Annotated in this window: 31 protein-coding genes; 20 read left to right on the forward strand and 11 right to left on the reverse strand. The window is 65.7% G+C overall.

Annotated elements, in window-relative coordinates:
• The first annotated feature begins 20 nt into the window (after positions 1 to 20).
• Both KF796_16065 and KF796_16070 read left to right on the forward strand, forming a co-directional pair.
• Entirely contained in the window at positions 21 to 905 is an 885-nt protein-coding gene (locus tag KF796_16065; protein ID MBX3588150.1) for a DMT family transporter, read from the forward strand.
• A gap of 90 nt (positions 906 to 995) precedes the next feature.
• Positions 996 to 1,490 carry a J domain-containing protein gene (locus tag KF796_16070; GenBank protein MBX3588151.1) on the forward strand — a complete coding sequence of 165 codons (495 nt, stop codon included), beginning with the start codon at positions 996 to 998 and terminating at the stop codon, positions 1,488 to 1,490.
• Positions 1,491 to 1,512: 22 nt separating this feature from the next.
• On the opposite strand, the gene KF796_16075 is transcribed toward KF796_16070, so the two are convergent.
• Both KF796_16075 and aroC read right to left on the reverse strand, forming a co-directional pair.
• Positions 1,513 to 2,691: an MFS transporter gene (locus tag KF796_16075; GenBank protein ID MBX3588152.1), complete on the reverse strand. Its 1,179-nt coding sequence runs from the start codon at positions 2,689 to 2,691 to the stop codon at positions 1,513 to 1,515.
• A gap of 6 nt (positions 2,692 to 2,697) precedes the next feature.
• Positions 2,698 to 3,795 carry a chorismate synthase gene (gene aroC, locus KF796_16080; protein ID MBX3588153.1) on the reverse strand — a complete coding sequence of 366 codons (1,098 nt, stop codon included), beginning with the start codon at positions 3,793 to 3,795 and terminating at the stop codon, positions 2,698 to 2,700.
• 174 nt (positions 3,796 to 3,969) lie between these two features.
• Between aroC and KF796_16085 the strand changes: the two genes are divergently transcribed.
• Together KF796_16085 and KF796_16090 are read left to right on the forward strand one after the other, a co-directional pair.
• Positions 3,970 to 5,121: an ABC transporter substrate-binding protein gene (locus KF796_16085; GenBank protein ID MBX3588154.1), complete on the forward strand. Its 1,152-nt coding sequence runs from the start codon at positions 3,970 to 3,972 to the stop codon at positions 5,119 to 5,121.
• Between the two features lie 20 nt (positions 5,122 to 5,141).
• Entirely contained in the window at positions 5,142 to 5,531 is a 390-nt protein-coding gene (locus tag KF796_16090; protein MBX3588155.1) for a hypothetical protein, read from the forward strand.
• Positions 5,532 to 5,540: 9 nt separating this feature from the next.
• Here KF796_16090 and KF796_16095 read toward each other — a convergent pair whose 3' ends face one another.
• Positions 5,541 to 6,143 (reverse strand): TetR/AcrR family transcriptional regulator, encoded by a 603-nt coding sequence (locus tag KF796_16095; protein MBX3588156.1) that lies wholly within the window; start codon positions 6,141 to 6,143, stop codon positions 5,541 to 5,543.
• A 95-nt stretch (positions 6,144 to 6,238) separates the two neighbouring features.
• Here KF796_16095 and KF796_16100 point away from each other — a divergent pair, with 95 nt between their 5' ends.
• Positions 6,239 to 6,661 carry a cupin domain-containing protein gene (locus KF796_16100; protein ID MBX3588157.1) on the forward strand — a complete coding sequence of 141 codons (423 nt, stop codon included), beginning with the start codon at positions 6,239 to 6,241 and terminating at the stop codon, positions 6,659 to 6,661.
• A 96-nt stretch (positions 6,662 to 6,757) separates the two neighbouring features.
• Here the strand turns inward: KF796_16100 and KF796_16105 are convergent, their stop codons facing one another.
• Entirely contained in the window at positions 6,758 to 7,414 is a 657-nt protein-coding gene (locus KF796_16105) for a glutathione S-transferase (protein ID MBX3588158.1), read from the reverse strand.
• Positions 7,415 to 7,580: 166 nt separating this feature from the next.
• Here KF796_16105 and phaZ point away from each other — a divergent pair, with 166 nt between their 5' ends.
• Both phaZ and KF796_16115 read left to right on the forward strand, forming a co-directional pair.
• Positions 7,581 to 8,792, forward strand: a complete 1,212-nt coding sequence (gene phaZ / locus KF796_16110; GenBank protein ID MBX3588159.1) for a polyhydroxyalkanoate depolymerase — start codon at positions 7,581 to 7,583, stop codon at positions 8,790 to 8,792.
• Positions 8,793 to 8,927: 135 nt separating this feature from the next.
• The gene (locus tag KF796_16115; protein MBX3588160.1) at positions 8,928 to 9,143 is read left to right on the forward strand and encodes a hypothetical protein; all 216 of its coding nucleotides are present in this window, start codon (positions 8,928 to 8,930) and stop codon (positions 9,141 to 9,143) included.
• Between the two features lie 8 nt (positions 9,144 to 9,151).
• On the opposite strand, the gene KF796_16120 is transcribed toward KF796_16115, so the two are convergent.
• Entirely contained in the window at positions 9,152 to 9,607 is a 456-nt protein-coding gene (locus KF796_16120) for a CBS domain-containing protein (GenBank protein ID MBX3588161.1), read from the reverse strand.
• A gap of 87 nt (positions 9,608 to 9,694) precedes the next feature.
• On the opposite strand from KF796_16120, the gene KF796_16125 reads away from it, so the two are divergent.
• Both KF796_16125 and KF796_16130 read left to right on the forward strand, forming a co-directional pair.
• Entirely contained in the window at positions 9,695 to 11,002 is a 1,308-nt protein-coding gene (locus KF796_16125; protein ID MBX3588162.1) for an O-acetylhomoserine aminocarboxypropyltransferase, read from the forward strand.
• A gap of 75 nt (positions 11,003 to 11,077) precedes the next feature.
• Entirely contained in the window at positions 11,078 to 11,902 is an 825-nt protein-coding gene (locus KF796_16130) for an alpha/beta hydrolase (GenBank protein MBX3588163.1), read from the forward strand.
• A gap of 61 nt (positions 11,903 to 11,963) precedes the next feature.
• Here KF796_16130 and KF796_16135 read toward each other — a convergent pair whose 3' ends face one another.
• On the reverse strand, positions 11,964 to 12,359 hold the full coding sequence (locus KF796_16135) for a nuclear transport factor 2 family protein (GenBank protein MBX3588164.1): 396 nt from the start codon (positions 12,357 to 12,359) through the stop codon (positions 11,964 to 11,966).
• A 119-nt stretch (positions 12,360 to 12,478) separates the two neighbouring features.
• Between KF796_16135 and KF796_16140 the strand changes: the two genes are divergently transcribed.
• Complete coding sequence (locus KF796_16140; protein ID MBX3588165.1) at positions 12,479 to 14,614, forward strand: acetyl-CoA hydrolase; 2,136 nt, start codon at positions 12,479 to 12,481, stop codon at positions 14,612 to 14,614.
• Here the strand turns inward: KF796_16140 and KF796_16145 are convergent.
• The 4 genes from KF796_16145 to KF796_16160 all read right to left on the reverse strand — a co-directional run bounded on the left by KF796_16145 (position 14,600) and on the right by KF796_16160 (position 17,175).
• The gene (locus KF796_16145) at positions 14,600 to 15,304 is read right to left on the reverse strand and encodes a class I SAM-dependent methyltransferase (GenBank protein MBX3588166.1); all 705 of its coding nucleotides are present in this window, start codon (positions 15,302 to 15,304) and stop codon (positions 14,600 to 14,602) included. The genes KF796_16140 and KF796_16145 overlap by 15 nt on opposite strands.
• A gap of 80 nt (positions 15,305 to 15,384) precedes the next feature.
• Positions 15,385 to 15,546 (reverse strand): hypothetical protein, encoded by a 162-nt coding sequence (locus tag KF796_16150; GenBank protein MBX3588167.1) that lies wholly within the window; start codon positions 15,544 to 15,546, stop codon positions 15,385 to 15,387.
• A gap of 177 nt (positions 15,547 to 15,723) precedes the next feature.
• Positions 15,724 to 15,984, reverse strand: a complete 261-nt coding sequence (locus KF796_16155; GenBank protein MBX3588168.1) for a hypothetical protein — start codon at positions 15,982 to 15,984, stop codon at positions 15,724 to 15,726.
• Between the two features lie 495 nt (positions 15,985 to 16,479).
• Complete coding sequence (locus KF796_16160) at positions 16,480 to 17,175, reverse strand: hypothetical protein (protein MBX3588169.1); 696 nt, start codon at positions 17,173 to 17,175, stop codon at positions 16,480 to 16,482.
• Between the two features lie 482 nt (positions 17,176 to 17,657).
• Here KF796_16160 and KF796_16165 point away from each other — a divergent pair, with 482 nt between their 5' ends.
• Positions 17,658 to 18,950, forward strand: coding sequence for a cytochrome P450 (locus KF796_16165; protein MBX3588170.1), 1,293 nt, complete (start codon positions 17,658 to 17,660; stop codon positions 18,948 to 18,950).
• Positions 18,951 to 18,975: 25 nt separating this feature from the next.
• Positions 18,976 to 19,311, forward strand: a complete 336-nt coding sequence (locus tag KF796_16170; protein MBX3588171.1) for a DUF962 domain-containing protein — start codon at positions 18,976 to 18,978, stop codon at positions 19,309 to 19,311.
• A 25-nt stretch (positions 19,312 to 19,336) separates the two neighbouring features.
• Here the strand turns inward: KF796_16170 and KF796_16175 are convergent, their stop codons facing one another.
• A complete protein-coding gene (locus tag KF796_16175) occupies positions 19,337 to 20,539 on the reverse strand; it encodes a YihY family inner membrane protein (protein MBX3588172.1) in 1,203 nt (400 codons plus the stop codon).
• A gap of 21 nt (positions 20,540 to 20,560) precedes the next feature.
• Here KF796_16175 and KF796_16180 point away from each other — a divergent pair, with 21 nt between their 5' ends.
• The 8 genes from KF796_16180 (at position 20,561) to xth (ending at position 25,883) form a co-directional block, all read left to right on the forward strand.
• Positions 20,561 to 20,962 (forward strand): DUF2069 domain-containing protein, encoded by a 402-nt coding sequence (locus KF796_16180; protein MBX3588173.1) that lies wholly within the window; start codon positions 20,561 to 20,563, stop codon positions 20,960 to 20,962.
• Entirely contained in the window at positions 20,959 to 22,410 is a 1,452-nt protein-coding gene (locus KF796_16185; protein ID MBX3588174.1) for an FAD-binding oxidoreductase, read from the forward strand. The genes KF796_16180 and KF796_16185 overlap by 4 nt, the downstream gene beginning before the upstream one ends.
• A gap of 83 nt (positions 22,411 to 22,493) precedes the next feature.
• Positions 22,494 to 22,775: a type II toxin-antitoxin system CcdA family antitoxin gene (locus tag KF796_16190; GenBank protein MBX3588175.1), complete on the forward strand. Its 282-nt coding sequence runs from the start codon at positions 22,494 to 22,496 to the stop codon at positions 22,773 to 22,775.
• Positions 22,776 to 22,777: 2 nt separating this feature from the next.
• Complete coding sequence (locus KF796_16195) at positions 22,778 to 23,092, forward strand: CcdB family protein (protein ID MBX3588176.1); 315 nt, start codon at positions 22,778 to 22,780, stop codon at positions 23,090 to 23,092.
• Between the two features lie 16 nt (positions 23,093 to 23,108).
• Positions 23,109 to 23,942: a thymidylate synthase gene (locus KF796_16200; protein MBX3588177.1), complete on the forward strand. Its 834-nt coding sequence runs from the start codon at positions 23,109 to 23,111 to the stop codon at positions 23,940 to 23,942.
• 8 nt (positions 23,943 to 23,950) lie between these two features.
• A complete protein-coding gene (locus tag KF796_16205) occupies positions 23,951 to 24,451 on the forward strand; it encodes a dihydrofolate reductase (protein ID MBX3588178.1) in 501 nt (166 codons plus the stop codon).
• Between the two features lies 1 nt (position 24,452).
• Positions 24,453 to 25,061, forward strand: a complete 609-nt coding sequence (locus KF796_16210) for a DUF4337 domain-containing protein (GenBank protein ID MBX3588179.1) — start codon at positions 24,453 to 24,455, stop codon at positions 25,059 to 25,061.
• 45 nt (positions 25,062 to 25,106) lie between these two features.
• Entirely contained in the window at positions 25,107 to 25,883 is a 777-nt protein-coding gene (gene xth, locus KF796_16215; protein ID MBX3588180.1) for an exodeoxyribonuclease III, read from the forward strand.
• Positions 25,884 to 25,904: the final 21 nt, after the last annotated feature.

Genomic DNA, 25,904 nt, shown 5'->3' on the forward strand with positions numbered 1-25,904 from the left:
CACAATGGTGCGCCCGCCTCATGAAAACACGCCACTTCGCCCAGTTGATTGCCCTGTCGGCCCTCTGGGGCGCATCGTTCCCCATGATCCGCATTGCCAGTCCGGCGCTGGGGCCTTTCGGGCTGGCTGGCATCCGCTGCCTGCTGGCCGCCGCCGTGCTGGGCCTGCTGATGCGCCTGCTGCGCCACCGATGGCCCGCGCGCGGCGCCTGGGGGCGCCTCACGGTGGTGGCCCTGCTCACCGTGGTGTCGCCGTTCGTGCTGTTCAATCTGGCGGGGCTGGTGTTGCCCGCGGGCTATTCGGCCGTTCTCAACGCAACGACTCCCTTGTTTGGCGTGCTGGGCGCGGCCGCCATGGGCGAGGAAAGACTGACACACCGCCGGCTCACGGGCTGCGCCGTGGGCTTTGCGGGGGTGGCGCTGCTGGTCCAGCTGGGGCCGGTGGCGGTCACGCTGCCCGTGGTGCTGGCCGCGCTGGCCTGCACCGTGGCCGCTGCGGCCTATGGCGTCGGCGCCATCCTGATGAAACGCGCCACGCTCTCCCACGAGCCCCTGCCCGCTTCGGCCACGGTCCATGTGGCGGCGGCGGTGCTGCTGGTGCTGCCTCTGGGTGCATCGGTGCCCGCCATGCAGTTCACGCCGGGGGCACTGATCGCGGCAGGCACCCTGGGGGTGATCACCTCGGGCCTGGTGTACTGGATCAGCATGCGGCTCATGCGCGTGATTCCGGCGACTGCCGCCACCTCGGCCGCTTTCATGATCCCCTTGTTTGGCGTGACCTGGGGCGGCCTGTTTCTGGGAGAGCCCGTGACCCTGGGCATGCTGCCCGGTTGTCTGCTGGTGCTGCTCGCCACGGCCCTGATCACCGGATTCAACCCTTTCCGGGGCGCCCCGCCCGAACCCTGACGCGGCAAAAGCGCAACACCACCGCTTTCATTTTCATAGCGGCTCTCATAGAATCCGCGCGGGCTACAGGCCATACCGACCCTTCATACCGTGCGAGCGTCCGTCCCCAGCTATTACGACATTCTCAAAGTCGCGCCCGATGCGCCGGCCGATGACGTGCGCGCCGCTTACCGGCGCATGGCCCAGCGCTACCACCCGGACAAGTCTCCTGACAACAGCTACGCGCCCCGCGTGATGGCCAACCTCAACAAGGCCTATGAGGTGCTGTCCGACCCGGTGCAACGCGAGGAACATGACCGCTGGATTGCGCGTGAATCCCATGCAGACCGCCCGCGAACCGGCCTGCGCACCCGCTTGAGCCGCCCCGCACCCCTGCCTGATTTGCAACAACGTGTGACACGCTGGCCCTGGTACCTGCTGTTCGCCACCATCAGTTGCGCCGTGGCCGCGGTCGGCACCGTGGCCTACAAAACCGTGCTGCCCGCCCGCACGGGCATGAGCATGATCGTTCAGGACTCCCAGGAGTCCGGCAAGGAAGGGCTGACCCTGAAACGGGCCATGTCGCTGCAGGTCTCCACCCGCTGAGGGCCGAGCTGGGCAGCTCCGGTCAGCCAGGCGCCGACGCCCGCTGCAGCGCATCGGCCTGGTGCGCGCAGGCCGTGGCCAGCACAGCCACCCCGGCCGCCACCAGGTACATCATCTCGTACCCCAACCAGGCCACCAGCGCGCCACCCGACAGCACCCCCAGCACGCCGCCACAGCCGTAGCCAATGACGGTGAACAGCGCCTGGCCGCGGCCACGCAGGCGGCCGGGAAAGTGCTGGCTGAGCAAGGCAATGCAGGCTGTGTGATGGGTGGCAAAGGTGAGCGCATGCAGCGCCTGGGCCAGCAAAAGGGCCACCAGCCAGCCGCCAAGCCCGGCCGTCAGCGCCATGCGCACCACCATGGCGAGGCCGCAAACCAGCAGCCAGCGCGTCATGGGAAGGCGGTGGATCCAGCGCCCCTGTGCGAAAAACCAGCCAATCTCCATCAACACCGACACCGACCAGAGCGTCCCGATCATCGCCTTGCTGTAGCCGCGGGCATCGAGGTAGAGCGACAGGAAACCATAGATCGAGAAATGCGCCATGACGTGAAAAAACAGCGACGCAAAGAACCAGCGCACCGCGGGCCGCCGCAGCACGGGGCCGATCGGTGCCCGGACGTCGCTGCCCTGCGCCGGCTTCTCGCGCACATCGGGCAGCCACCAGGTGCACAGCAGCACGGCGCCCAGCGTGATCGCGGTCCAGGCCGGGAAGTCCTTCATGCCCCGGCCCTCGAACCACGCGCCGGCCAGGAAGACCGTGAGCATGAAGCCCGCCGAGCCCCACAGGCGGATACGCCCGTAGCGGCCCCAGTCGCCCGCCACGAGATGAGCCATTGCCGCCTCGGTCAGCGACATCATCGAACTGGTATGCGTGAACAGCACCAGCAGCACCAGCCCCACCCACCAGGCGCTGCCCTCGACCCACAAGCCGGCAGACGCGACCAGCGCCACGGTCGCGCTCAGGCGCAGCAGCCGCACCCGTTCACCGCTGTGGTCACTCAGCGCCCCCCAGGCATACGGGGCAAAAACACGGGTCAGGCTCTGCACCGAGGTAAGCAAGCTGATCACCACGATGGGCAGGCCCAGGCTCTTGAGCCACAGCGGCAGATAGGGGTTGAAGAACCCGATGTGCGCGAAATAAGTGGCCGACAGCGCGGCAAACGGCAGCAGCGGACGGCGCGGTGCCGCGGCGTAAGCCACCTGGTCCTAAAGAAACGAGGATTGCAACTGGGGCGGCTCGGTGGCCACGTCGCTGTTCTGGGCGCGGTGGCGCAGCGCATGCTCCATCACCACCAGGGCCAGCATGGCCTCGGCAATGGGCGTGGCCCGGATCCCCACGCACGGGTCGTGGCGGCCCTTGGTGATGACCTGCGTGGCCTCGCCGCGGGTGTTGATGGTGTCGCGCGGGCTGATGATGGAGCTGGTCGGTTTGATGGCGATGGCCACGTCCAGGTCCTGCCCCGAGCTGATGCCACCGAGCACCCCGCCGGCGTTGTTGGTCTTGAAGCCTTCGGGTGACAGCGAGTCGCCGTGGGTGGTGCCACGCTGGGTCACGCTGGCAAAGCCGGCTCCGATTTCCACGCCCTTGACGGCATTGATGCCCATCATGGCCCAGGCGATGTCGGCGTCGAGCTTGTCAAACAGGGGCTCGCCCAGCCCCACGGGCATGCCGCTGGCCGTGACCCGGATGCGCGCGCCGCAGGAATCTCCGGCCTTGCGCAGGCTGTCCATGTAGGCCTCCAGGTGGCTCACATCCTCCACCGGCGCAAAGAACGGGTTGTTCGGCACATGGTCCCAGCTTTCGAAGGGCACGACGATCTCGCCCACCTGGGCCATGCAGCCGCGGAACGTGGTGCCGTATTTTTCCTTCAGCCACTTCTTGGCCACCGCGCCGGCGGCCACCATGGGCGCGGTGAGGCGGGCCGATGAACGCCCGCCGCCGCGCGGGTCACGCAAGCCGTATTTGCGCAGGTAGGTGAAGTCGGCATGGCCGGGCCGGAAGGTCTGCGCGATCTCGCTGTAGTCCTTGCTGCGCTGGTCGGTGTTGCGGATCAGCAGGCAGATGGGCGTGCCCGTGGTCTTGCCCTCGTAGACGCCGCTGAGGATTTCCACGGTGTCGGGTTCGTTGCGCTGGGTCACATGGCGGCTGGTGCCCGGACGCCGGCGGTCGAGGTCACCCTGGATATCGGCTTCGGACAGCACCATGCCTGGCGGGCAGCCGTCAATCACGCAGCCAATGGCCGGGCCATGCGATTCACCGAAATTGGTGACCGCGAAAAGTGTTCCAAAAGTGTTGCCGCTCATGGCCCGCATTATCGGGCAGGGCAAGCCACGGCCTGCGTGACGGCGCCAACCCTGTGATTTTTCACAGAGCTATTTTGTGGACTAATGTCCACTATGTGATAGCCAAGCCTCAAGGCCGCTTCTAGACTGCCTCCCATTCCCACAGCTGCTTCACGCTTTCACCTCAGGACTCCCATGAAAAGACGCCAACTGCTACTTTCGTCGCCCGCATGGGCCGCCAGCGCCGCTTTTTCAACCTACATTTCGCACGCGAGTGCACAAACAGCCTCGGGCACTCCCCTTGTCATCGGCTGCACCGCCGCCATGACCGGCCCGCTGGGCGGGTTTGGCCAGAACATGAAGCAGGGGGTGGACGCCGCCCTGCGCCAGATCAACGCCCGAGGCGGCGTTCAGGGCCGGCCCCTGAGCTTTGAAGTGCTGGACGATGCCTATGTGCCCGCGCGCAGCGTGGAGAACGCCAGGAAACTGCTGGCCGACAGCAACATCGTCGCGCTCATGGGCTGCCTGGGCACGCCCAACAATGCCGCGATTTCGCCGCTGATCGAGGCGGCGGGCACGCCGCACCTGGCGCCGCTGACCGGCGCTTCCAGCCTGCGCAAGGGTGACCTGCGCCACGTGTACCACGTGCGCGCCAGCTACACCGACGAAATGAACCGGTTGGTGGAAAACCTGGTGTCCATGGGCATCAAGGACCTGGCCATGGTGTACCTGGACAACGCCTACGGCAAGGAAGTGGCGGGCGATGCCACGCGCGCGCTGACCAGCGCCGGCATCAAGGCCGTGGCCATGGTGGCCCTGGCCACCGACGGCAAGAACCTGGACAGCGTGGTCGCCAGTGTGCTCGCGGCCAAGCCCTCGGCGGTGCTGCTGGGCACGGCCGGCGCGGCCACCACCGGGCTGGTGGCCAGCCTCAAGCAGGCCTCGCCCATGATCCCCATTGCCGGCATCAGCGCGGCCCTGACCCAGGACGGCATCCGCAAGCTCGGCCCCGCAGCCCAGGGCATTGCCATCACCACGGTGTTTCCGGACGCCAACCACACCAAGCACCTGGTGGTGCGCGAGTACCAGGCCGCCATGCGCGCGATGGACCTGCAGGTGTTCTCCGGTGGCAGCCTGGAGGGCTACATCAACACCCGCATCATGGCTGAGGCGCTGAGCCGCGCAGGCCGCGCGCCAACCCGTGACAAGGTGCGCCAGGCCCTGGCCTCGCTGCGCAATTTCGACGTGGGCGGCTTCAATGTGGACTACGGCTCGGCCAACCCCCATGTGGGCTCGAAATTCGTGGACCTGGGCGTGCTGTCATCCGACGGCAGGCTCAAGAGCTGACCCGCAGCGCGCGGCATGCCATGACCCTGGCTCAGGACAGCAGCACGGATCGCGCGGAAGTCCTGGCGGTCGACGCCCTGGACGACATCGCGGCCCAGCTGATCCGGGCGCACGGCCCCAGGGTGCCGTGTGAGTTCCTGGACTGGATCGGGCTGGAGGCCACGCTGCATGTGCGAAGCCTGATTCGCCACTCGATGAAGGACCCTGGCTTCGCGCGCCAGATGCAATCCAGCGTGGCGGAAAGCACCGTGCGCAGGCTCGTGCACCGCTGGCTCGCGCCCCAGCTGCGGGCCCGCTTCAACGCACTGCTGCCCCCTGTTCAGGTCGGCGGCGATGGGGCCGCGCAACCGCAGCGCCAGGACGCCTGGCAACGCACCGCCCCTTCTGCGCTGGACCTGCTGCGGACCTGACCCGCTGGCTCAGGGCTGGTAGGACCCGATCAGCCGGCCATAGGCCTGCGCACCCCGGCTGGACATCTTGCGGTCCCCGAGGAAGGCCGAGTCATACAGCGCGCCGAGCACCAGGCTGTGCAGCTCGTACATCAGCAGGTCGATGTCCAGGCCCGCGCGCAGATGCCCCTCGTCCATGGCCTGCACGATGGTACGGCGCATCATGGACCGCCAGCCAAAGACGCCCTCGACCAGGGCCTGGCGCAGCTCCTCGTCCACCGGCTCCAGGCTGAAGGCCGCCGCCTCGTGAATGGAGGCCCCCACGCTGGCATAGCTGGCCACCAGTTCGAACCAGCGCAGCATGATGGCGTCCAGCCGGGGCAGGCCCCGCGGCTTTTGCATGGCCGGCAGGAAGATGCCCGCCAGAAAGCGGCGGCCGTACTCCTCCACCACAGCCAGCTGCAGCGCCTCGGACGAGCCCGACCGCGCAAACACCCCGCTCTTGGAGATCTGCAGCAGATCAGCGACCCCGCGCATGGAAATGGCACCAATCCCGCGCTCCCGGGCAATGCCAAGCGCGGCCTCGATGATGGCGGCGCGCGTCATTTCACTCTTGCGAGTCTTGGCTTCCATGGCCGGATTTTAGTGCGCGCGTCCACATTTCCGATGGAACGCTTCATGCTTGATGTTGCGGTGCAGCAACCACGATTTGCTGATGGAGAATCCCCATGCTTGACCGCACGCAAACCAAGTTCTCACACGTCAAACCCACTGACACACCCTTTGTCTCAGGCGGGTTGCGTGACTTCTTCCTGTACCGCGACCTCGGGGTCGCCGAGGCCACCAACGGCAAGGTCATCGCGCACCTTGTCAAGGCCAACATGGCACCAGAAACAGGCACGGGCTGGCACCGACATGAAGCGGACTTCCAGATCGTGATCATGGTCAAGGGCTGGGCCAGGTTCATGTACGAAGACAAGGAAACCCTGGTGGAGGCCGGCGATGTGGTGCACCAGCGTCCCGGCATCCGCCACTACCTGTTCGACTACTCGCCCGACATGGAGTACCTGGAGATCGTCTCGCCCGCGGACTTCAAGAGCATTGACGTGGACCCGGTCTGCGACATCCCCGCCCCCACCCCCTGGAAATAGCCCCCAAGTTCCAGTGACACCGCGGAACCGGCTCCGCCGGGCCGCTGGTGTCGCCCCCCAGTGGGGGGAGGCGGCCAAAGGCCGCTTCGGGGGGCGTCAAAACTCCGCATCGAGCTCGTCAATCTCGTCGGGTTCTTTTTTGGCGGCGGCCACCCACTCCTTCATGGCGGGCAGTTCCATCACGCGCTTGCAGTAGGCCACGCTGGTCTTGTCCAGCGGCACGTCGTAGGTGAGAAAACGCGTCACCACGGGCGCATACATGGCATCGGCCACGCCCGGGGTCTTGCCAAACAGGAAGGGCCCGCCATAGGCCGCCAGGCATTCTTTCCAGATGGCCAGCACGCGGTCGATGTCGCCCTGCGCGCGCGACCACACCTTGAAGTTCGGGAAATGGGCCTTGAGGTTCATCGGCAACGCGCCGCGCAGCGACGAAAAGCCCGAATGCATCTCGCCGCAGATGGCGCGGCAATGCGCGCGCGCCTTGGCATCGGCCGGCAACAGGCCGGCCTTGGGCTTGACCTCGTGCAGGTATTCGCCAATGGCCAGCGTGTCCCAGACCTTGATGCCGTTGTGCAGCAATGAAGGCACCAGCATGGACGGCGCCAGCAGCAGCATCTCGGCCTTCATGGCCGGGTCATCGGGCGGGATGACCTTTTCGGTGAAGTCCAGCCCCGCGAATCGGGCCATCAGCCAGCCACGCAGGGCCCAGGCGCCGTAATTCTTGCTGCTGATGGTGAGAACGGCTTTGGCCATGGGAGCTCCGGGTGGTGGGACAGCGGGAAACGCCTCAGTTTTGAGCAAGGGCTGTGCCAGTTCGGTGCATTGGAAGCATTCAGGGCCCATGCTGGCCCGCAACTTGCCTGCACGTGAACAGCGGGTCACAAGCCCGTCCGAGCAAACGCACCACGTCAGGAAGCCCATGCTGTATCAGGCCTATCAAACCCAGTCCGACCTGATGTCGCCTTTTCGCCTGCTGGCCCAGACCACCAGCGCCGGCCTCTGGCTGCGCCAGACCGAAGGGTCGGTCATGCGCAAACTCTCGGCCGCCAGCGAGGTGTTCTCGCGGATGCGGCTGACGCATTCCCGCCCCGCCTTCGGCATCGGCAGCGTCATGGTGGGCACGGACGAAGTGCCCGTGACCGAGGAAAAGACACTGGCCCTGCCCTTTGGCACGCTGCTGCACTTCAAGAAGGAAGGCATCACCGGCCAGCCGCCGGTGCTGCTGGTGGCGCCGCTGTCAGGCCATTTCGCCACCTTGCTGCGCGAAACCGCGCGTACCCTGCTGCAGGACCACGACGTCTACATCACCGACTGGCACAACGCCCGCGACGTGAGCCTGCGCCACGGCGCTTTCGGGCTGGACGACTACATCGACTACATGATGCAGTCGATGGCCGCGATCGGCCCCGGCGTCCACGTGGTGGCGGTCTGCCAGCCCTGCGTGGCGGCGCTCGCCGCCACCGCGATCATGGCCGAGGACAACCACCCGGCCCAGCCGCGCAGCCTCACCCTCATGGCCGGCCCGGTGGACTGCCGCGTCAACCCCACGGGCGTCAACACGCTGGCCACCAGCAAGCCCATTGAGTGGTTCGAGCAGAACCTGATCAGCCACGTGCCCCTGCCGCACGCGGGCTACATGCGCCGCGTGTACCCGGGCTTTGTGCAGCTCAGTGCCTTCCTGAGCATGAACCTGGAGCGCCACAAGCAGCAGTTCCGCAACCTGTACCACCACCTGGTGCAGGGCGAGGAAGAGCAGGCCAACGTCATCCGGGTGTTCTATGACGAGTACCTGGCCGTCAATGACCTGCCCGCCGAGTTCTACCTCGAGACCGTTGAAAAGGTGTTCCAGACCTATGACCTGCCCCTGGGCAAGCTCAGCTACCGGGACCGCATCGTCAACCCCGCGGCCATCCGCCGCACGGCCCTGCTCACGGTGGAGGGCGAGCGCGACGACATCTGCTCGGTGGGCCAGACCGTGGCCGCCCAGGACCTGTGCACCGGCATCCGGCCCTACATGAAAACCCACCACATCCAAGTGGGCGTGGGCCACTACGGCGTGTTCAGCGGCCGCCGATGGAACCAGCAGATCTACCCGCGGGTGCGCGAGGTGATCCACGCCAGCATGGGCTGAGGCCGGCCCTGTTGCCGACTCTGTTGCCGACCCTGTTACTTTCGCTGACAGACATTCGGCGTATGGACCGGCGCTTTTTTCGGCATGCATGCGCAAAATGGACAGCTGAAACACAGCGATCGTCAGGAGAACACCATGTCGGATGCCACCCCCGCCTTCATCCCCACCGCGGCCGAGCTGGCCTTGCTGCGCCGGCTCGCCGCAGGCGAGCCCATGCCCTTCCCCGAAGACATCAAGCGGGATTTTTCAGACCGGTTGTATGAGAACGGCTTCGTCACCGTCGGCCTGGACGGCGGGCTCGCGCTCAGCGACCACGGGCGCGCATTGCTGCAAAGCCCGATCGAGGAATAGGCGCCAGCCTATCCCTGGCTGGCCTCTTCCTCGCCCGGCCAGTCGCGGATGTAGGCCTTGAGCATCTTGTTCTCGAAGTTCTGGCTGTCCACCACGGCCTTGGCCACGTCGTAGAAGCTGATCACGCCCATCAGCATTTTCTTGTCCATCACGGGCATGTAGCGCGCGTGGCGGTCCAGCATCATGCGGCGCACCTCGTCGAGCTCGGTTTCGGCGGTGCAGGTCAGGGGCGCGTCGTCCATGGCCTTGCGCACCAGCGTGCTGCCCACGGCACCGCCGTTCTTCACCACCATCTGGATCACCTCGCGGAAGGTGAGCATGCCCACCAGGTCGCCATGCTCCATGACCACCAGGGAGCCAATGTCTTTTTCGGCCATGAGCTCCACGGCGCGGGACAGGGGCTCGTCGGGCGTGGCGGTGTACAGGGTGTTGCCCTTGACGCGCAGGATGTCGCTGACTTTCATGGTGTTCTCCTCTGGCTGCTGAGCTTCAAACGAATATAGCCCACAATGCCGGGCTATTCCATAACAGAGTTACCCGGAGAGACAACCATGCCCGGCTATTCCGACCCCGGCTTTGACACCCTGGCGCTGCATGCCGGTGCCGCGCCCGACCCCGTCACCGGCGCCCGCGCGGTGCCCATCCACCTGACCACCTCGTTCGTGTTCGAGTCCAGCGACCATGCGGCCGCGCTGTTCAACCTGGAGCGCGCGGGCCATGTCTACAGCCGCATCAGCAACCCGACCAACGCGGTGCTGGAGCAGCGCGTGGCCGCGCTCGAAGGCGGCATTGGCGCCATCGCCACTGCCAGTGGCCAGGCCGCGCTGCACCTGAGCGTGGCCACGCTCATGGGCGCGGGCTCGCACATCGTGGCCAGCACCGCGCTGTATGGCGGCAGCCAGAACCTGCTGCACTACACCATGCGCCGCTTCGGCATTGAGACCACCTTCGTCAAACCCGGCGACATCGACGGCTGGCGCGCCGCCATCCGGCCCAACACCAGGCTGCTGTTTGGCGAGACCGTGGGCAACCCCGGCCTGGACGTGCTGGACATTCCCACCGTGAGCGCCATCGCCCACGAGGCCGGCGTGCCGTTGCTGGTGGATTCAACCCTCACCTCCCCTTACCTCATGAAGCCGCTCGAACTGGGCGCCGATCTGGTCTACCACTCGGCCACCAAGTTCCTGAGCGGCCACGGCACGGTGATTGGCGGCATCGTGGTGGACGGCGGCAGCTTTGACTGGGACGGGCCCAAGGCCGCCGGCCGCTTTGCCGAACTCACCGCGCCCTACGACGGCTTTCACAACATGGTGTTCAGCGAGGAGTCCACCGTGGGGGCCTTCCTGCTGCGCGCGAGGCGCGAAGGCCTGCGCGACTTTGGCGCCTGCATGAGCCCGCACACGGCCTGGCTGATCCTGCAGGGCATCGAGACCCTGCCCCTGCGCATGGAACGCCACATGAGCAACACCCGCCGCGTGGTGGAGTTCCTCGCCAGCCAGCCCTTTGTGGCGCGCGTGGGCCACCCCATGCTCCAGAGCCACCCCAGCCATGCGCTGGCGCACAAGCTGCTGCCCAAGGGCGCGGGCTCTGTGTTCAGCTTTGACATCAAGGGCAACCGCGAGCAGGGCAAGACCTTCATTGAAACCCTCAAGGTCTTCAGCCACCTGGCCAATGTGGGCGACTGCCGCTCGCTGGTGATCCACCCCGCCAGCACCACGCATTTCCGCATGAGCGACGAAGCGCTGGCCGCCGGCGGCATCAGCCAGGGCACGATCCGCCTGTCGATCGGGCTGGAAGACCCCGACGACCTGATCGACGACCTCAAGCGCGCGCTCAAGGCCGCCGAGAAAACCCACTAATTCCGTTCGGGCCGAGCTTGTCGAAGCCTCGCGAGCCCTTCGACAAGCTCAGCGCGAACGGCCAGGAGATCTGCCATGGAAATTCAAGTCAACGGTCATACCACCTACTGCTACACCGGCGGCAAGCCCTTTGATGCGGCCAAGCCCACCGTGGTCTTCATCCACGGCGTGCTCAACGACCACAGCGTCTGGATTCTGCAGACCCGCTACCTCGCCCACCATGGCTGGAACGTGCTCGCCGTGGACCTGCCGGGCCACTGCCGCAGTGCGGGCGAAGCCCCCGCCACGGTCGAAGCCGCCGCCGATTTCATCGCCGCCCTGCTCGACGCCGCGGGCGTGGCCCAGGCCGCGCTGGTGGGCCACAGCTGGGGCTCGCTGATTGCGCTGGAAGCCGCGGGCCGGCTGAAGCAGCGCGTGAGCCACCTGGTGCTGGTGGGCACGGCCTTTCCCATGAAGGTGTCGCCCGCGCTGCTCGAGGCCTCGCTGAACGAGCCCATGAAAGCGCTGACCATGATCAATGTGTTCAGCCGCAGCACGCTGGCCGCGCCGCCCTCGGCGCTGGGCCCGGGCACCTGGGTGTATGGCGCTAGCATGGCGCTGGGCCGGCGCGTGCTGGCCAGCAACACCCAGGCCAATGTGTTCCACCGCGGTTTCAAGGCCTGCAACGACTACGCCAACGGCGAAGCCGCCATGGCCCAGCTCACCTGCCCCGTGCTGTTTGTGCTGGGCGCGCAAGACCAGATGACCCAGGCCAGGGCCGCGCAGCCGCTGATCAAGCAGGCGCAGGCCAGTGGCAAGACCCTCAGGATCGCGACGCTGCCCGTGGGCCACCACCAGATGAGCGAAACGCCCGACGACACGCTGTTTGCGATCCGCGACTTCCTGCGGGACGCGGCCTGACTGCTATACAAAGGATAGCTGAAAGTGCCCGCCCAGCCTGGACTCCAGGCCTAAAAGGCTCTTATTGCTGCTGCTGGGACTGCAACATCGCGCCCATGTTCTGGTGAATGAGCTGGATGGCCTTGAGCGGCCGCACCATGACCTTGAAGTCGGTGATCTTGCCGTCGTCGCCCCAGCGGATCATGTCCACGCCGTTCACGGTGATGCCCGCAAGCTCCAGCTGGAACTCCAGCACCGCGTCGTTCGGCCCTTCGAGTTCACGCACATAGCGGAACGACGGATCGCCAAACACCTTGAACGCGGCGCCCAGGTACTGCAGGGTCACGGCCTTGCCGGCCTGCGGCGTGTGGACCACCGGCGAGTGAAACACCACGTTGTCGGCCAGCAATGCAGACAGGCCTTTGAGGTCGCGGTTCTTGAGGATCTGGTGCCAGGCGGCCAGGGTAGCGTGGGTCATGACGGGCTCCGTAAATGAGCCTCTATTCTTGCACCGGCCACGGTGTATAACCGGCCGATGCGTTTGCACCCTCCACTGCCGCTGCCGCTGCCCGCGCGCGAACTTGCGGGCCCGTTGCCATGACCCTCGTTCTCGACAGCATGGCGGCCGCCGTCGAGCTGCTGCTCAGTGAAGTTGAAGGCGACATCGTGCTGGGCCTGCCGCTGGGCATCGGCAAGCCCAACCCGTTCGTGAACCTGCTGTACCAGCGCATCAAGGCCACGGGTGACACGGCCCGGCCCCGGCGGCTCAAGATCATCACCGCGCTGTCGCTGGAAAAGCCCGTGGGCCACAGCGAGCTGGAGCAGCACTTTCTCGACCCGCTGGTGGCGCGCGTGTTCAGGGACTACCCCGACCTGGACTACGTGAAAGACCTGCGCGCCGGCACGTTGCCGCCGCACATCGAGGTCAGCGAATTCTTCTTCAAGACCGGCGACTACCTGGGCAACGCCCGCGCGCAGCAGGCCTACATCTCCACCAACTACACCTTCGTGGCACGCGACATGGTGCACCTGGGCGTGAACGTGATCGCCCAGGCCGTGGCGGCGCGCGAACAATCGGATGGGTTGGTGCTGTCCCTGTCGGGCAACCCCGACGTGACGCTGGAGCTGGTGCAGCGCTGCGCCGAACAGTCGCAGCCCCTGTTCACGGTGGGCGTGATCAACCGGCAGCTGCCCTTCATGCCCGGCAGCGCCGTGACGCCCGAGGGCTTCTTCAGCCTGGTGGTGACCGACCCGGCCGCCACCCACACGGTGTTTGCGCCGCCCAATGGCAAGGTCAGCACGGCCGACTACGCGATCGGCCTGCACGCCAGCAGCCTGGTGCCCGATGGCGGCACGCTGCAAATCGGCATTGGCGCGCTCGGCGACGCCATTGCCCAGGCGCTGATCGTGCGCGGGCGCCACGGTGCCGAGTACCGGCGCATGCTCGAAGGGCTGTGCCCCGATGGCCTGGCCGGGCGCGAGCTGGGCGGCTTTGCGCAGGGGCTGTACGGCTGCTCCGAAATGTTTGCCAACGCGCTGCTGCGGCTGATCGACGCCGGCATCATCCGCCGCCAGGTGTTTGACGACCTGGGCCTGCAGCGGCTGGTGAATGCGGGCGCCTTCCCGGGCGGCGCGGTCAGCCCCGGCGGCATCACGGCGCTGCTGGAGGCCGGGCGCATTCCGGCCCGGCTGCGCGCGCAGGACCTGCGCTTCCTGCAGCGCGCTGGCGTGCTGCAACCTGGCGTTGACCTCTCGGACAACGGCGCGGTGTTGACGGTGGGCAACGCGGCCCTGCCCAACCAGCTCGACGACGCAGCCAACGTCAAGGCCTTGCACGATGCGGGGGGCCTGGGCACCCAGCTGGCCGGCGGCGTGGTGCTGCATGGCGGCTTCTTCCTGGGCCCCACCGACTTTTATGAACGCCTGCGCACCATGGCACCCGAGGCACTGGCGCAGATTGACATGACGCGCGTGGAATTCATCAACCAGCTGTATGGCGATAGCGAGCTCAAGGCCGCGCAGCGCACCGGCGCGCGCTTCATGAACACCGCCATGATGGTCACGCTGCTGGGCGCGGCCATCTCCGACGGGCTGGACGACGGGCAGGTGGTGTCGGGCGTGGGCGGGCAGTACAACTTTGTGGCCATGGGCCATGCGCTGCCCGACGCGCGCTCGGTGCTCATGCTGCGCGCCACGCACGAACACAAGCACGGCCTGCGCAGCAACATCGTCTGGAACTACGCCCACACGACCATCCCGCGCCACCTGCGCGACATCGTGGTCACCGAATACGGCGTGGCCGACCTGCGCGCCCAGCCCGACGGCGAGGTGATCGAGCGGCTGATCGCCATTGCCGACTCGCGCTTCCAGCAGGCGCTGGTGCAACAGGCCCAGGCCGCGGGCAAGCTGGCCGCCAGCTACACCGTGCCCGAGCGCTACCGCCACAACCTGCCTGAGCGGCTTGACGCGCAACTGCACCCCTGGAGCGAAGCCGGCCTGCTGCCCGACTTTCCGTTCGGCACCGACCTGACGGCCGACGAGCTGCACATCGTGCGCGCGCTCAAGCGCATGCAGCGCGCCACCAGCCACCCGGGCGAGCTGGTCAGCATGGTGCTCAAAAGCCTGTGGACCGACCGCGAGGCCCCGCCCGCCTACCTGCAGCGCCTGGGCCTGGACGAAGCGGGCAGCTTCAAGAAGCTGTTCCTGCGCAAGCTGTTTTCAGGCAACCTCTGAGCGCCTGGCAAACCAGGCGTGGATCAGCCCCGCCTGATAGAACCGCACCGGCGGCTCAAAGCCCCCCGACGCAATGATCGACGCCACGGTGTCTGGCGGCAGCACCGCCACATCGCTCGCGTAGGCCTTGCGCACGCGCTCCAGCATCTCGGGCGTCACGTCGGCCGACGCCATCATCGTCATCCAGACCTGCAGAAGCGCCTCGTAGCTGGCGGTGCCGGTCTGCGAGGCCAGATCGGAACTCGCGAGCACGCCGCCCGGCCGCAGGCGCGTGGCGATGCCGCGGAAGAACGCCGAACGCGCCGCCCGGTCCAGAATGAACTGGGACACCAGAAAGCAGGTGGCGGCGTCAAACCCGTCCGTGTCCGCCAGCGAGTCCAGGTAGCCCTCATGGAACTCGCAGCGCGAGGCAAAGCCCTGGGCCACGGCCTTGTCGCGGCACACCTGCAGCATGGCACCAGAAGGCTCCACCGCCACAAAACGCCATGCGGGATGACGCCGCGCCAGATAGGCCATCTCCTCGCCCGTGCCGACCCCCACACAAAGAATGCGTGCATCGGGCGCCAGCCCCGCAAACACCGCCTCCACAAGGAACAGCAGCCCTTCGCGGATGGGCGCTGTCTTGGCCCACTGCTGGTCGTAGCTGGCCGCCTGCTGGTCGAAGATGGCCTTGATTTCGTCGGTATGCATATCGGGTGACAACTCGTTTGGGTTTTGGATGGCTCCATCGTCTCAGAGGTTGGAGCCTATTCAAGAGGAGGGGCGTTTCACTACCCGACGACAATTGAGCCATCGCTGAGGTGCGCGGCGAACGCTTCCGGACCGTCATGGTCTTCAACGGCAAGAGAGATGACAATTTCGCCAACCTCGCCGAGTCCAAGGCGAAGCGATTTCTCGGGTTCCAGGTCAATCGAAGTGACTTCGGCGTTCACCAACTCCGATATAGGCCTGGACACTGGAAGGTTCGTGAAGCTACGTAACGTGATCTTCGCCGGCCCAATTCTCTTTGCCATGAGCACTCTCTCCGTTAGGTAGGAGTGTCAACGAAACTGAGGCAAGCTCCATGTCCGCGTCGATTGACCTGTTAAACGGCTTGACGTTGGAGGGAATCATTGGGGCCTTTGCTTCGAACGCAGCTTCTTGGCGCTGACCAGAACGATGCTAAGAGTGCAAAACAGCGTTGAGCCCGAAACCGCGGCCAGAAGCATCAGCGTCAATATCGCGAAGTTTCCATCGACACCCCGAGACGCCTCAAAAAAGCCTTGCATGCTCCCAAAATGGCGAAAAAAGAAGATGAGCACCGCTACATTGAAGACTAAGCTAGCGATTGCTGGCGAGAGCTTCAGCAGTAGTGCGCGATCTTTTCTCATACCGTTTAACGTGAAAGAAACCGGCGACCAGGACCAGCTGCGCGCGGACGCACTTGGGGATTCGTATTGACCGAGAGGTCATGCCGCATCCCGTGTCCTCCTTCGCGCAATCTTCGCACCGACATCCATTGTTCTACGTTCAAGTTTCCTCGGGACGACTTCGCCCAGCGGAGCATCGGGGGACTTCTTCCAGCGCCGAGGCGGAGTTGCTTTCACCGCGTTTTCCGCTGCAATCAAAAAGTCCTGATCGGTTTCGCCTCGAGTTGAGGTCAACCCGCGCTCCTCAGCGCGCCGCCGCCTGCGGACTTCCTTCAACTTGTTCCTTCGGATGGACTTCCGCGAGCCTTTGTCGTGCTCGCCGTAAATATTCCGGCGATCCCTAAGGTAGCTAAGGCGCTTCTTCTGCTGCGGCGTCATCGTGCAGCATGACGTCGGAAAGGGCCGGCGGTCATTTTCTTGCCTTTGCAGAGGAGCCGATGCACGCAATGTTAGACCTCAAGAGGGTGATCCCATCGCAGTACCAAAGCGACTCGCCATTGATCCGAACAGGGAAGCTTTTGTGCCTAGCCAAGACTTGAATCCAGGATAGCGGGTACCTGACCCGCCTTCGACCTCCAAGACGGTACCCATTGGCAGGTTTTCTCCGACACCTGTCAATAGCAGCACCACAAAGTCATCTCCCGCCGGCTCACACAACGGCAAGGCGAAGTCCAACAACGACGGACGAATATAGGCGTCTGCTGAATGTGTAGCAAGTGCCGCAAGATTGTCAGGCGGAAGAATGGACAGCATGCCAGGCTTCTCCGAATCATTCCCGTACTCGTTCCAGAACGCTGTGAGCCGAGCAGACAGAGACGGCTTGTAGTCTGCACCTAGACGTAGCTCGGTTATAGGCAGTATGGTCGCTGGGAATTCTCCGTGTACAGGCGCGAATCCGTCGCACTCCTGATAGAACTCAACGAGTTCGCCAGGAAGCTGCTTTTCCTTTGAGAGGACCGCCGCAGCTGGGTTGGGTGATCGTGAATACCCCTCCCAATTCCCAGCTGACTGATTCAAATTGCGAAGGCACTCCGATACGAACTCTGACATTGGCAATGCTACGAGGTCTTGGGCGAGTGAGCGCTGTTCCCGCACACCTTTAACAGTACCTGCGATGACTTTTCCCATCCGAAGAATGTCGAATATTCCCATTTACCGTCCTCCTTTAACTGATTCTCGAAGTACGCCCGCTCTATGTGGCGTCTACGTACATGTAACCGACGCCCAAGGGATCGGTTGGCTTTACTTCGATACCCATACAAGACCTAACCCAACTTGTAGCGCAATAAATGCTCGATAAGCTGGAGCGTGCTCGATTTTCTGGACACAAAATCCTCCTGAAATTGGCCTTTGCAATTTCCTTTTTTCGAAGACTATTACACAAATAAGCAGGCCTAAACGAACGGCAAAAATCCAGCGCCGACCTTTGCGGCCTGTCCGCCTGCTCGACCCGATCAAAAGGTCAGCGCGCGCGTACGTGGTCTCAGAACTATAGCCTCGACACCAGGAAAACCTGCCTGACCAAATCCGGCTTTCTTCCGCTCGCACACCCAACGCGCGGCAACGGATTCGGCATCGATTCCCCTGGCCAGGGGCAGTTGAACGCCACGCAGTCCGACGCGGTATAACGCCGCATGTCTTTTGCCGCCTCGACCATCACCCCCGCGCTGTCCCCCGACCGCGCGCAGGCCCTTGCCGCCAGCCTTGACCTGCGCGACCTGCCGGCCGACTTCTACGCCAACCCCTACCCCGTGTACGCGCTGCTGCGCCAGACCGAGCCGGTCAAGCGCATGCCCGACGGCTCGTATTTCCTCACGCGCCATGCCGACCTGGTGGCGGTGTACCGCGACGCGCAGACCTTCAGCTCCGACAAGAAGGTGGAGTTCGCGCCCAAGTACGGCGCCGGTTCCTCGCTGTTCGAGCACCACACCACCAGCCTGGTGTTCAACGACCCGCCGCTGCACACGCGCGTGCGCAAGCTCATCATGGGCGCGCTCACGCGCCGCGCCATTGCCGACATGGAGCCCGGCCTGGTCGAGCTGGTGGACCGGCTGCTGGACGCCATCGAGGCGCGCGGTGGCGGCGACCTGATCGAGGACTTTGCATCGGCCATCCCGGTGGAAATCATCGGCAACCTGCTGGGCGTTCCGCATGCCGACCGCGGCCCGCTGCGCGACTGGTCGCTGGCCATCCTCGGTGCGCTGGAGCCCCGGCTGACGCCGGAGCAGGACGCGCTGGGCAACCGCAGCGTGAGCGAGTTTGTGGCCTACCTGCGCGAGCTGGTCAAGCACCGGCGCGCCCACCCCGGCGACCCCGAGCACGACGTGCTCACGCGGCTGATCCAGGGCGAGTCGGCGGGTGACCGGCTCAGCGAGGTGGAGCTGCTGCAGAACTGCGTGTTCATCCTCAACGCGGGCCACGAGACCACCACCAACCTGATCGGCAACGCCCTTGTCACACTGCAGGAATGGCCGCAGGCCAAGGCCGATTTGCTATCAAAAATGCAGCACGCAGTGGCCGCCCCTTCTGGACTTGAAGCACTTTTGACCCTTGCCGTGGACGAATTCCTGCGGTTTGAGTCGTCCAACCAGCTGGGCAACCGCCGCGCCCTGCGGGCCTGCGAAATTGGCGGTGTGCTGCTGGAAGAAGGCGCGCTGGTCACCCTGTGCATAGGCGCCGCCAACCGCGACCCGGCCCAGTTTGCCCACCCCGACCAGCTGGACCTGGCGCGCGAGAACAACCGCCACCTGGCGTTCGGCTTTGGCATCCACCAGTGCGCGGGCCTGAGCCTGGCGCGGCTCGAAGGCCGCGTGGCCATCGGCCGCTTTTTGCAGCGCTTTCCGGGCTACCGCCTCACGGCGGCGCCGCAGCGCGGCGGCCGCGCGCGCTTCAGGGGCTTCTTGCATGCCCCGTTCAGCGTGGCCTAAACTGGCTCCCACAAGGAGACAAGCCATGGACAGCACCGCCAGCACCGCCGCCGTTGACCCGCGCAGCTTCAGGACCTTTGCCGAGTTCTACCCGTTCTACCTCACCGAGCACAGCAACCGCACCTGCCGCCGACTGCACTTTGTGGGCAGCAGCCTGGCGCTGTCATGCCTGCTGCTGTTCGCCACCACGGGCCAGCCGCTGTTCATCCTGGCCGGCCTGCTGTGCGGCTATGGATTTGCCTGGGTGGGCCACTTCGGCTTCGAGAAGAACAAGCCCGCGAGCTTCAAGCGCCCGCTGTTCAGCTTCATGGGCGACTGGGTGATGTACAAGGACATCCTCACGGGCAAGATCCCGTTTTGAGGTCACGCCCGGCCTGCTGCGCTTTTCATAGCGCGTCGCGCAGCAGCAGCGCGGGCAGGCGGATGTTTTTCCACAAATTCTCGGTGCCCGGCGTGTGCGCCAGCAGCAGGTGGCGCACCAGCGGCTCCATCACCGTCGAGTCGGGGTCGGCCAGCAGGATGTAGCGGGTCTCGGCCTCGTCATCGACCTCGTTGAGCCGGCCCACCCAGTCCAGCGCCGTCAGCGTCTCGAACACCGGCTCCAGCTGCAGGGTGTCGACCTGCAGCGCGCGCTCCAGTTCCGCCGCGCTCAGCCCGCGCCGTGCCGTGGGGCGCGAGCGGTTGAGCTGCTGAAGCACCTCCAGCGCGAGCTGGAACTGCCAGCCGTGCCCGCCACCGCGCCGTGCCACGCCCTGCAGCAGGCTGGGCAGGTAGGCCGCCACCACGGCACCCAGCAGCACGATCACCCAGGCCACATAGATCCACACGAGCAAGATGGGCAGCGTGGCAAAGGCGCCGTACACCGCCGAGTAAGTGGGCACCACGCTGATGTACAACGCCAGCAGGTTCTTGGCCACCTCGATGCCCAGCGCCGCGAACAGGCCACCGGCCCAGGCGTGGCCGCGCTTGACATGGGTGTGCGGCACGTAGCGGTACAGCGCGGCCAGCCCGCCCGAGAGCAGCACAAACTCCAGCGCGTCCAGCAGGTAGCGCACGCCGCCCGGCATGCCGCCCACCAGCCCGCGCGAGGCCGAGATCACATACGAGGTGGTGGCCAGGCTGGCCGCCAGCACCAGCGGCCCGAGCGTCATGGTGGCCCAGTACACCAGCACGCGCTGCGTGAACGGCCGCGGCCGGCGCACCCGCCAGATGTTGTTGAGGGTGCGGTCAATGGTCAGGATCAGCGCCAGCGCCGTCACAAACAGCGCCGCCACGCCCACCGTGCCCAGCCGGCTGGCCTTGCCCGCGAACTGGGTCAGGTAGCCCAGCACCTGGCGCGCAATGGTGTCGGGCACCAGGCTTTGCACCAGCCAGGTCTGCAGCGTGCCCTGCAACTTGCTGAACATCGGGAAGGCGGTGAACACGGCCAGCACCACGGTGAAGAACGGCACCAGCGCAATGGTGGTGGTGAAGGTCAGGCTGCTGGCCGTCAGGCCCAGGCGGTCCTCGCGGAAGCGCTCGCGCAGGGTCAGCGCCGTGGATTTCCAGGGGAAGTTGGAAAGGTCCTGCAGGAGTTGCTGGAAGTTCATCGCCGCTATGATGCCATCGCCATGTCCCTGCAAGACCCCCACGCCCCGCCCGAGCCCGCCTCCCCGAACGACCGCCATGTGCGGCTCACGCGCTGGCTGGCCGTGGGCAGCGTGCTGGGGCTGATCGCCCTGGGCCTGGCCTGGGAGCTTTTTCTGGCGCCGGTGCGTCCGGGCGGCTCCTGGCTGGCGCTGAAGGTGCTGCCGCTGTGCTTCCCGCTGGCGGGGCTGCTGCGCAACCGCATGTACACCTACCGGTGGGTCAGCCTGGTGGTGTGGCTGTATTTCATTGAAGGCGTGGTGCGCGCCAGCGGCGACCGCGCGCCCAGCTCCTACCTGGCGCTGGTGGAAGTGGCGCTGTGCCTGAGCCTGTTTGCCGCCTGTGTGCTGCATGTGCGGCTGCGGCAAAAGAGGGCCGTCGGATGAACTTGCTGAATGACCAGCTGCGCGCCATCGTCGGCGCCGCCCACGTGCTCACCCACGACGACCCCACAGCCGACCTGAGCGCCTGGGAGCAGGACTGGCGCAAGCGCGTGCGCGGCAAGGCGCTGGCCGTGGTGCGCCCGGGCAACACCGTCGAGGTGGCGGCCGTGGTCAAGGCCTGCGCCGCCGCGGGCGCCAGCATCGTGCCGCAAGGCGGCAACACCGGCCTGGTGGTGGGCTCCACGCCTGACGGCTCGGGCACGCAGGTCGTGCTCAGCCTCACGCGCATGAACCGCGTGCGCGCCATCGACGGCGCCAACCTGACCATGACCGTGGAGGCCGGCTGCATCCTGCAGACGCTGCAGGAGACGGCCAGGAAGGCCGGCTTCCTGTTCCCGCTGAGCCTGGCGGCCGAAGGCAGCTGCACCATCGGCGGCAACCTGGGCACCAATGCCGGCGGCACGCAGGTGGTGCGCTACGGCAATGCGCGCGAGCTGTGCCTGGGACTGGAGGTGGTCACGGCGCAGGGCGAGGTCTGGGACGGCCTGAGCGGCCTGCGCAAGGACAACACCGGCTACGACCTGCGCGACCTGTTCATTGGCAGCGAGGGCACGCTGGGCGTCATTACCGCCGCCACGCTCAAGCTGCATCCGCTGCCGGCCGCCACCCTCACAGCCTGGGCCGCTGTGCCTTCGCTGGAGCAGGCCGTGGCGCTGCTGGGCCTGGCCCACCAGCAGCTGGGCGCAGGCCTCACGGGTTTTGAAGTGATGGGCCAGTTTGCGCTGGGCCTGGTGGCGCGGCACTACCCGCAGGTGCGCGTGCCCTTCCATGACAGCACGCCGTACTGCGTGCTGCTGGAAAATTCCGACAGCGAGAGCGAAGCCCATGCGCGCGAGCGCTTCGAGGCCCTGCTGGAGACCGCGCTGGAACAAGGCTGCGTCACCGATGCCGTGGTGGCCGAAAACCTCACGCAGGCCCACCAGCTATGGCATGTGCGCGAGAGCATTCCGCTGGCGCAGGCCGAAGAAGGCCTGAACATCAAGCACGACATCTCGATTGCCGTGTCGCGCATTCCCGCGTTCTGCGCCGAGACCGATGCCCTGCTGCAGCGTGACATCCCGGGCGTGCGCCTGGTCAACTTCGGCCACCTGGGCGACGGCAACCTGCACTACAACGTGCAGGCGCCGGCCGGTGGTGATGCCGCGGCCTTCCTGCGCGACCACGAGGAACGGGTCAACACGCTGGTCTATGACCAGGTGCGCGCCTTTGGCGGCTCGATCTCGGCCGAGCATGGCGTGGGCGAACTCAAGGCCGGCAAGCTGCCCCACTACAAGTCGCCCGTGGCGCTGCAGATGATGGCGGCGATCAAGCAGGCGCTGGACCCGCAGGGCATCATGAACCCGGGGCGGGTGCTCACGGCCACCCCCGGCGCCGTGTCCCGGGCCGGGTGATGGGATGTGGAGGTCGGGGCCACTCGTGCGCCTCCTTGATGCGTATAATTTATGCGCATTCACACCCGACTTTGGGAGCCCCCATGACAGCCAACGCTGCCCCCGTGCCAGCCGGCGCCAAAAAGCCCGTCAATCTGAGCCTGGACGCCCAGACGGTTGAGAAAGCGCGCTCGCTGGGCATGAATTTGTCGCAAACAGTGGATGCGCTGCTGGCCAAAGAAGTCAACCAGCGTTACTGGCAACAATGGCGCGAGGACAACCGGGAAGCGTTTGACGCGTACAACGCTCAGATCCGCCAGCGCGGCCTGACCCTTGCCCCCTACAGGACCTGGGCCAAAGGCGCAGAGGCCGACCAGCCGAAATAAGCATGGCGCGTTTTGACGTCTATCCCAACCCCGCCGCGTCCGAGCGCAGGCATACGCCGTACTTGCTCGACGTGCAGAACAACTATTTGGACCTGATCGAGACCACCGTGGTGGTGCCGCTTTGCAGCGCCGACGCCATGCCCTTGCGCGCCCGGGACCTGAACCCGGCCCTGTCGGTCAAGGGCAGGCAGGTCATACTGAACACCGCTGAAATTGGCGCCATCCCGACGCGGCTGCTGCGCGCGCCCGTGGCTCATCTGGGCCCGTCCCAGGCGGACATCCAGACAGCCCTCGACACCCTTTTCGGCGGGCACTGAAGCCCTGCTTTTGATGATGAAAAACCGCCCCGTCCGCTCCCAGTACGAAGACTTCATGCGCCACGTGTACACCACGGGCGCGCCCAAGACCGACCGCACCGGCACGGGCACGCGCAGCGTGTTTGGCTACCAGATGCGGTTTGATCTCAATGAAGGCTTTCCGCTGGTCACCACCAAGAAGGTGCACCTCAAGTCCATCATCCAGGAACTGCTGTGGTTCCTGACCGGCTCGTCCAACAACAACTGGCTCAAGGAGCGCGGCGTGACGATCTGGGACGAATGGGCGCGCGAGGACGGCGACCTGGGCCCGGTCTATGGCGTGCAATGGCGCAGCTGGCCCACGCCCGATGGCGGCCACATCGACCAGATTGCCGATGTCATCAAGACCCTCAAAACCAACCCCGATTCGCGCCGCATCATCGTGAGCGCGTGGAACGTGGCCGAGCTCAGCAAGATGGCGCTGATGCCCTGCCACGCGTTCTTCCAGTTCTACGTGGCGCCATCGCAGGTGGCTGGCGAGCCCGCCAGACTGAGCTGCCAACTCTACCAGCGCAGCGCCGACATTTTCCTCGGCGTGCCGTTCAACATCGCGAGCTACGCGCTGCTGACCCACATGGTGGCCCAGCAATGCGACCTGGCGGTGGGCGACTTCATCTGGACCGGCGGCGACTGCCACATCTACAGCAACCACCACGAGCAGGTGGAACTGCAATTGAGCCGCACGCCCTACCCTTACCCGCTGCTGAACATCAAGCGCAGGCCCGACTCGATGTTTGGCTACGAGTACGAGGACTTTGAAGTGCTGGACTACCAATGCCACGGGGCCATCAAGGCGCCCGTGGCGGTTTGAGGGCGGCCGTGAAGATCAACGTGATCTGGGCCCAGGCCCACCAGCGCGTGATTGGGCTGAACAACGCCATCCCCTGGCGCCTGCCCGAGGACATGGCGCGCTTCAAGGCGCTCACCATGGGCTGCCCCGTGATCATGGGCCGCAAGACCTGGGACTCGCTGCCACCCCGGTTCAGGCCCTTGCCCGGGCGCCGCAATGTGGTGGTCACGCGGTCCCCTGACTGGAAAGAAAATGGCGCCGAGTCCGCTCCCAGCCTGGACATGGCGCTACAACTTTGCGAGCAGGCGCCGGAAGTCTGGGTGATTGGCGGTGCCCAGATTTACGCGCAGGCCCTGCCGCTGGCGCGGCGCGCGGCCATCACGGAAATCGATGCCGATTTTGCCGGCGATGCCCATGCGCCCGAGCTGGGCGCCCATTGGCGGGAGGTGGCCCGCGAGCGCCACACCTCGTCCAACGGGCTGGTCTTCAGCTTCGTCGACCACATCAACACACAGCAACAAGGAAGCTGACATGTCCGCAGGCGGATTTCATGTGCACGGCCCGCACGACCATGAGCTGGAACACGCGGCCCAGGGCGAACACGGCACAACGGCGCACCACGGCATTGGCGGCGGCAGCCTGACCAACCAGATTGCCGTGTTCACGGCCATCGTGGCCACGGTGGGCGCCATCTTTGCCTACATGGGCGGCGCCACCCAGGCCAACGCCGGCCTGTACAAGAACAACGCGGCCATCAAGAAGACCGAAGCCTCCAACCAGTGGAATTACTTCCAGTCCAAGAGCACCAAGCAATCGCTGGCCGAGCTGTCACGCGACCTGACGGCGGCTGAGAGCGAAAAGGCCAAGTACCAGGTCAAGATCGAGCGCTACGAAAAAGAGAAGAACGAGATCAAGGCCGCCGCCGACCGGCTGGAAGCCGAGGCGACCGTCTGGGACAAAAAGTCAGACGCGCAGATGCACCAGCACCACCGCTGGGCCCAGGCCACCACGGCCTTGCAGGTGTCCATCGCGCTGGCGGCCATTGCGCTGCTCACCAAAAAGAAATGGCTGGAGTACGGCATGTTTGGCGTGGCGGGCGTGGGCGCCGTCATCGGCACCCTCGCCTTGCTGCACATTTGATAGCACCATGTGCCCGCCAGCCATGGACTGGAGCCCTGAATGACCCTGAAGATCGCCACCTGGAACGTCAACTCGCTGACCGCGCGCCTGCAGCATGTGCTGGACTGGCTGGCCGCCAACCCCGTGGATGCGCTGTGCCTGCAGGAGCTCAAGATGACGGATGACAAGTTTCCGTTCGACGCGCTGCAGGCCGCGGGCTACCACGCGGCGGCCTTTGGCCAGAAGACCTACAACGGCGTCGCCATCCTGAGCCGCACGCCGGTGCGCGACGTGGTGCGCAACATCGCCGGCTTTGCCGACGAGCAGTCGCGCGTGATTGCCGCGACGCTGGACACCGCGGCCGGCCCGCTGCGCCTGGTCAATGGCTACTTCGTCAACGGGCAGGAGCCCGGCAGCGAGAAGTTTGCCTACAAGATGAAGTGGCTGGACGCACTGCACGGCTGGCTGCGCGAGGAGCTGGCCGGGCATCCGCAGCTGGCGCTGCTGGGCGACTTCAACATCACGCCCGAGGACCGCGACAGCTACGACCCCGACGGCCTGCGCGAAACCATCCACCACACCACCGAGGAGCGCGACCAGTTCAAGCGCCTGCTGGCGCTGGGCCTGACCGACAGCTTCCGGCTGTTCGAGCAGCCCGAAAAGAGCTACTCATGGTGGGACTACCGCATGCTGGGCTACCCCAAGAACCGTGGCCTGCGCATTGACCACATCCTGGTGAGCGAGGCGCTCAAGCCCCGCGTGCAGGGCTGCGTGGTGGACCGGGTGCCGCGCAAGTGGGACAAGCCCAGCGATCACGCACCGGTGATCGCCGAGATCGCCTAGTTCTTCGCCCGCCAGCGCCTC

It is taken from the genome of Ramlibacter sp. (genome assembly GCA_019635435.1).
Lineage (GTDB): Bacteria > Pseudomonadota > Gammaproteobacteria > Burkholderiales > Burkholderiaceae_C > JAHBZM01.

Coding starts and splice junctions, on each gene's coding strand:
- KF796_16200 (MBX3588177.1), top strand. CDS start 23,109: ATGAAAAACCGCCCCGTCCGCTCCCAGTACGAAGACTTCATGCGCCAC.
- KF796_16065 (MBX3588150.1), top strand. CDS start 21: ATGAAAACACGCCACTTCGCCCAGTTGATTGCCCTGTCGGCCCTCTGG.
- KF796_16085 (MBX3588154.1), top strand. CDS start 3,970: ATGAAAAGACGCCAACTGCTACTTTCGTCGCCCGCATGGGCCGCCAGC.
- KF796_16175 (MBX3588172.1), bottom strand. CDS start 20,539: ATGAACTTCCAGCAACTCCTGCAGGACCTTTCCAACTTCCCCTGGAAA.
- KF796_16180 (MBX3588173.1), top strand. CDS start 20,561: ATGTCCCTGCAAGACCCCCACGCCCCGCCCGAGCCCGCCTCCCCGAAC.
- KF796_16130 (MBX3588163.1), top strand. CDS start 11,078: ATGGAAATTCAAGTCAACGGTCATACCACCTACTGCTACACCGGCGGC.
- KF796_16140 (MBX3588165.1), top strand. CDS start 12,479: ATGACCCTCGTTCTCGACAGCATGGCGGCCGCCGTCGAGCTGCTGCTC.
- KF796_16125 (MBX3588162.1), top strand. CDS start 9,695: ATGCCCGGCTATTCCGACCCCGGCTTTGACACCCTGGCGCTGCATGCC.
- KF796_16090 (MBX3588155.1), top strand. CDS start 5,142: ATGACCCTGGCTCAGGACAGCAGCACGGATCGCGCGGAAGTCCTGGCG.
- KF796_16135 (MBX3588164.1), bottom strand. CDS start 12,359: ATGACCCACGCTACCCTGGCCGCCTGGCACCAGATCCTCAAGAACCGC.
- KF796_16100 (MBX3588157.1), top strand. CDS start 6,239: ATGCTTGACCGCACGCAAACCAAGTTCTCACACGTCAAACCCACTGAC.
- KF796_16195 (MBX3588176.1), top strand. CDS start 22,778: ATGGCGCGTTTTGACGTCTATCCCAACCCCGCCGCGTCCGAGCGCAGG.
- KF796_16170 (MBX3588171.1), top strand. CDS start 18,976: ATGGACAGCACCGCCAGCACCGCCGCCGTTGACCCGCGCAGCTTCAGG.
- KF796_16185 (MBX3588174.1), top strand. CDS start 20,959: ATGAACTTGCTGAATGACCAGCTGCGCGCCATCGTCGGCGCCGCCCAC.
- KF796_16155 (MBX3588168.1), bottom strand. CDS start 15,984: ATGAGAAAAGATCGCGCACTACTGCTGAAGCTCTCGCCAGCAATCGCT.
- KF796_16190 (MBX3588175.1), top strand. CDS start 22,494: ATGACAGCCAACGCTGCCCCCGTGCCAGCCGGCGCCAAAAAGCCCGTC.
- KF796_16160 (MBX3588169.1), bottom strand. CDS start 17,175: ATGGGAATATTCGACATTCTTCGGATGGGAAAAGTCATCGCAGGTACT.
- KF796_16145 (MBX3588166.1), bottom strand. CDS start 15,304: ATGCATACCGACGAAATCAAGGCCATCTTCGACCAGCAGGCGGCCAGC.
- KF796_16165 (MBX3588170.1), top strand. CDS start 17,658: ATGTCTTTTGCCGCCTCGACCATCACCCCCGCGCTGTCCCCCGACCGC.
- KF796_16120 (MBX3588161.1), bottom strand. CDS start 9,607: ATGAAAGTCAGCGACATCCTGCGCGTCAAGGGCAACACCCTGTACACC.
- KF796_16095 (MBX3588156.1), bottom strand. CDS start 6,143: ATGGAAGCCAAGACTCGCAAGAGTGAAATGACGCGCGCCGCCATCATC.
- KF796_16105 (MBX3588158.1), bottom strand. CDS start 7,414: ATGGCCAAAGCCGTTCTCACCATCAGCAGCAAGAATTACGGCGCCTGG.
- phaZ (MBX3588159.1), top strand. CDS start 7,581: ATGCTGTATCAGGCCTATCAAACCCAGTCCGACCTGATGTCGCCTTTT.
- KF796_16115 (MBX3588160.1), top strand. CDS start 8,928: ATGTCGGATGCCACCCCCGCCTTCATCCCCACCGCGGCCGAGCTGGCC.
- KF796_16210 (MBX3588179.1), top strand. CDS start 24,453: ATGTCCGCAGGCGGATTTCATGTGCACGGCCCGCACGACCATGAGCTG.
- aroC (MBX3588153.1), bottom strand. CDS start 3,795: ATGAGCGGCAACACTTTTGGAACACTTTTCGCGGTCACCAATTTCGGT.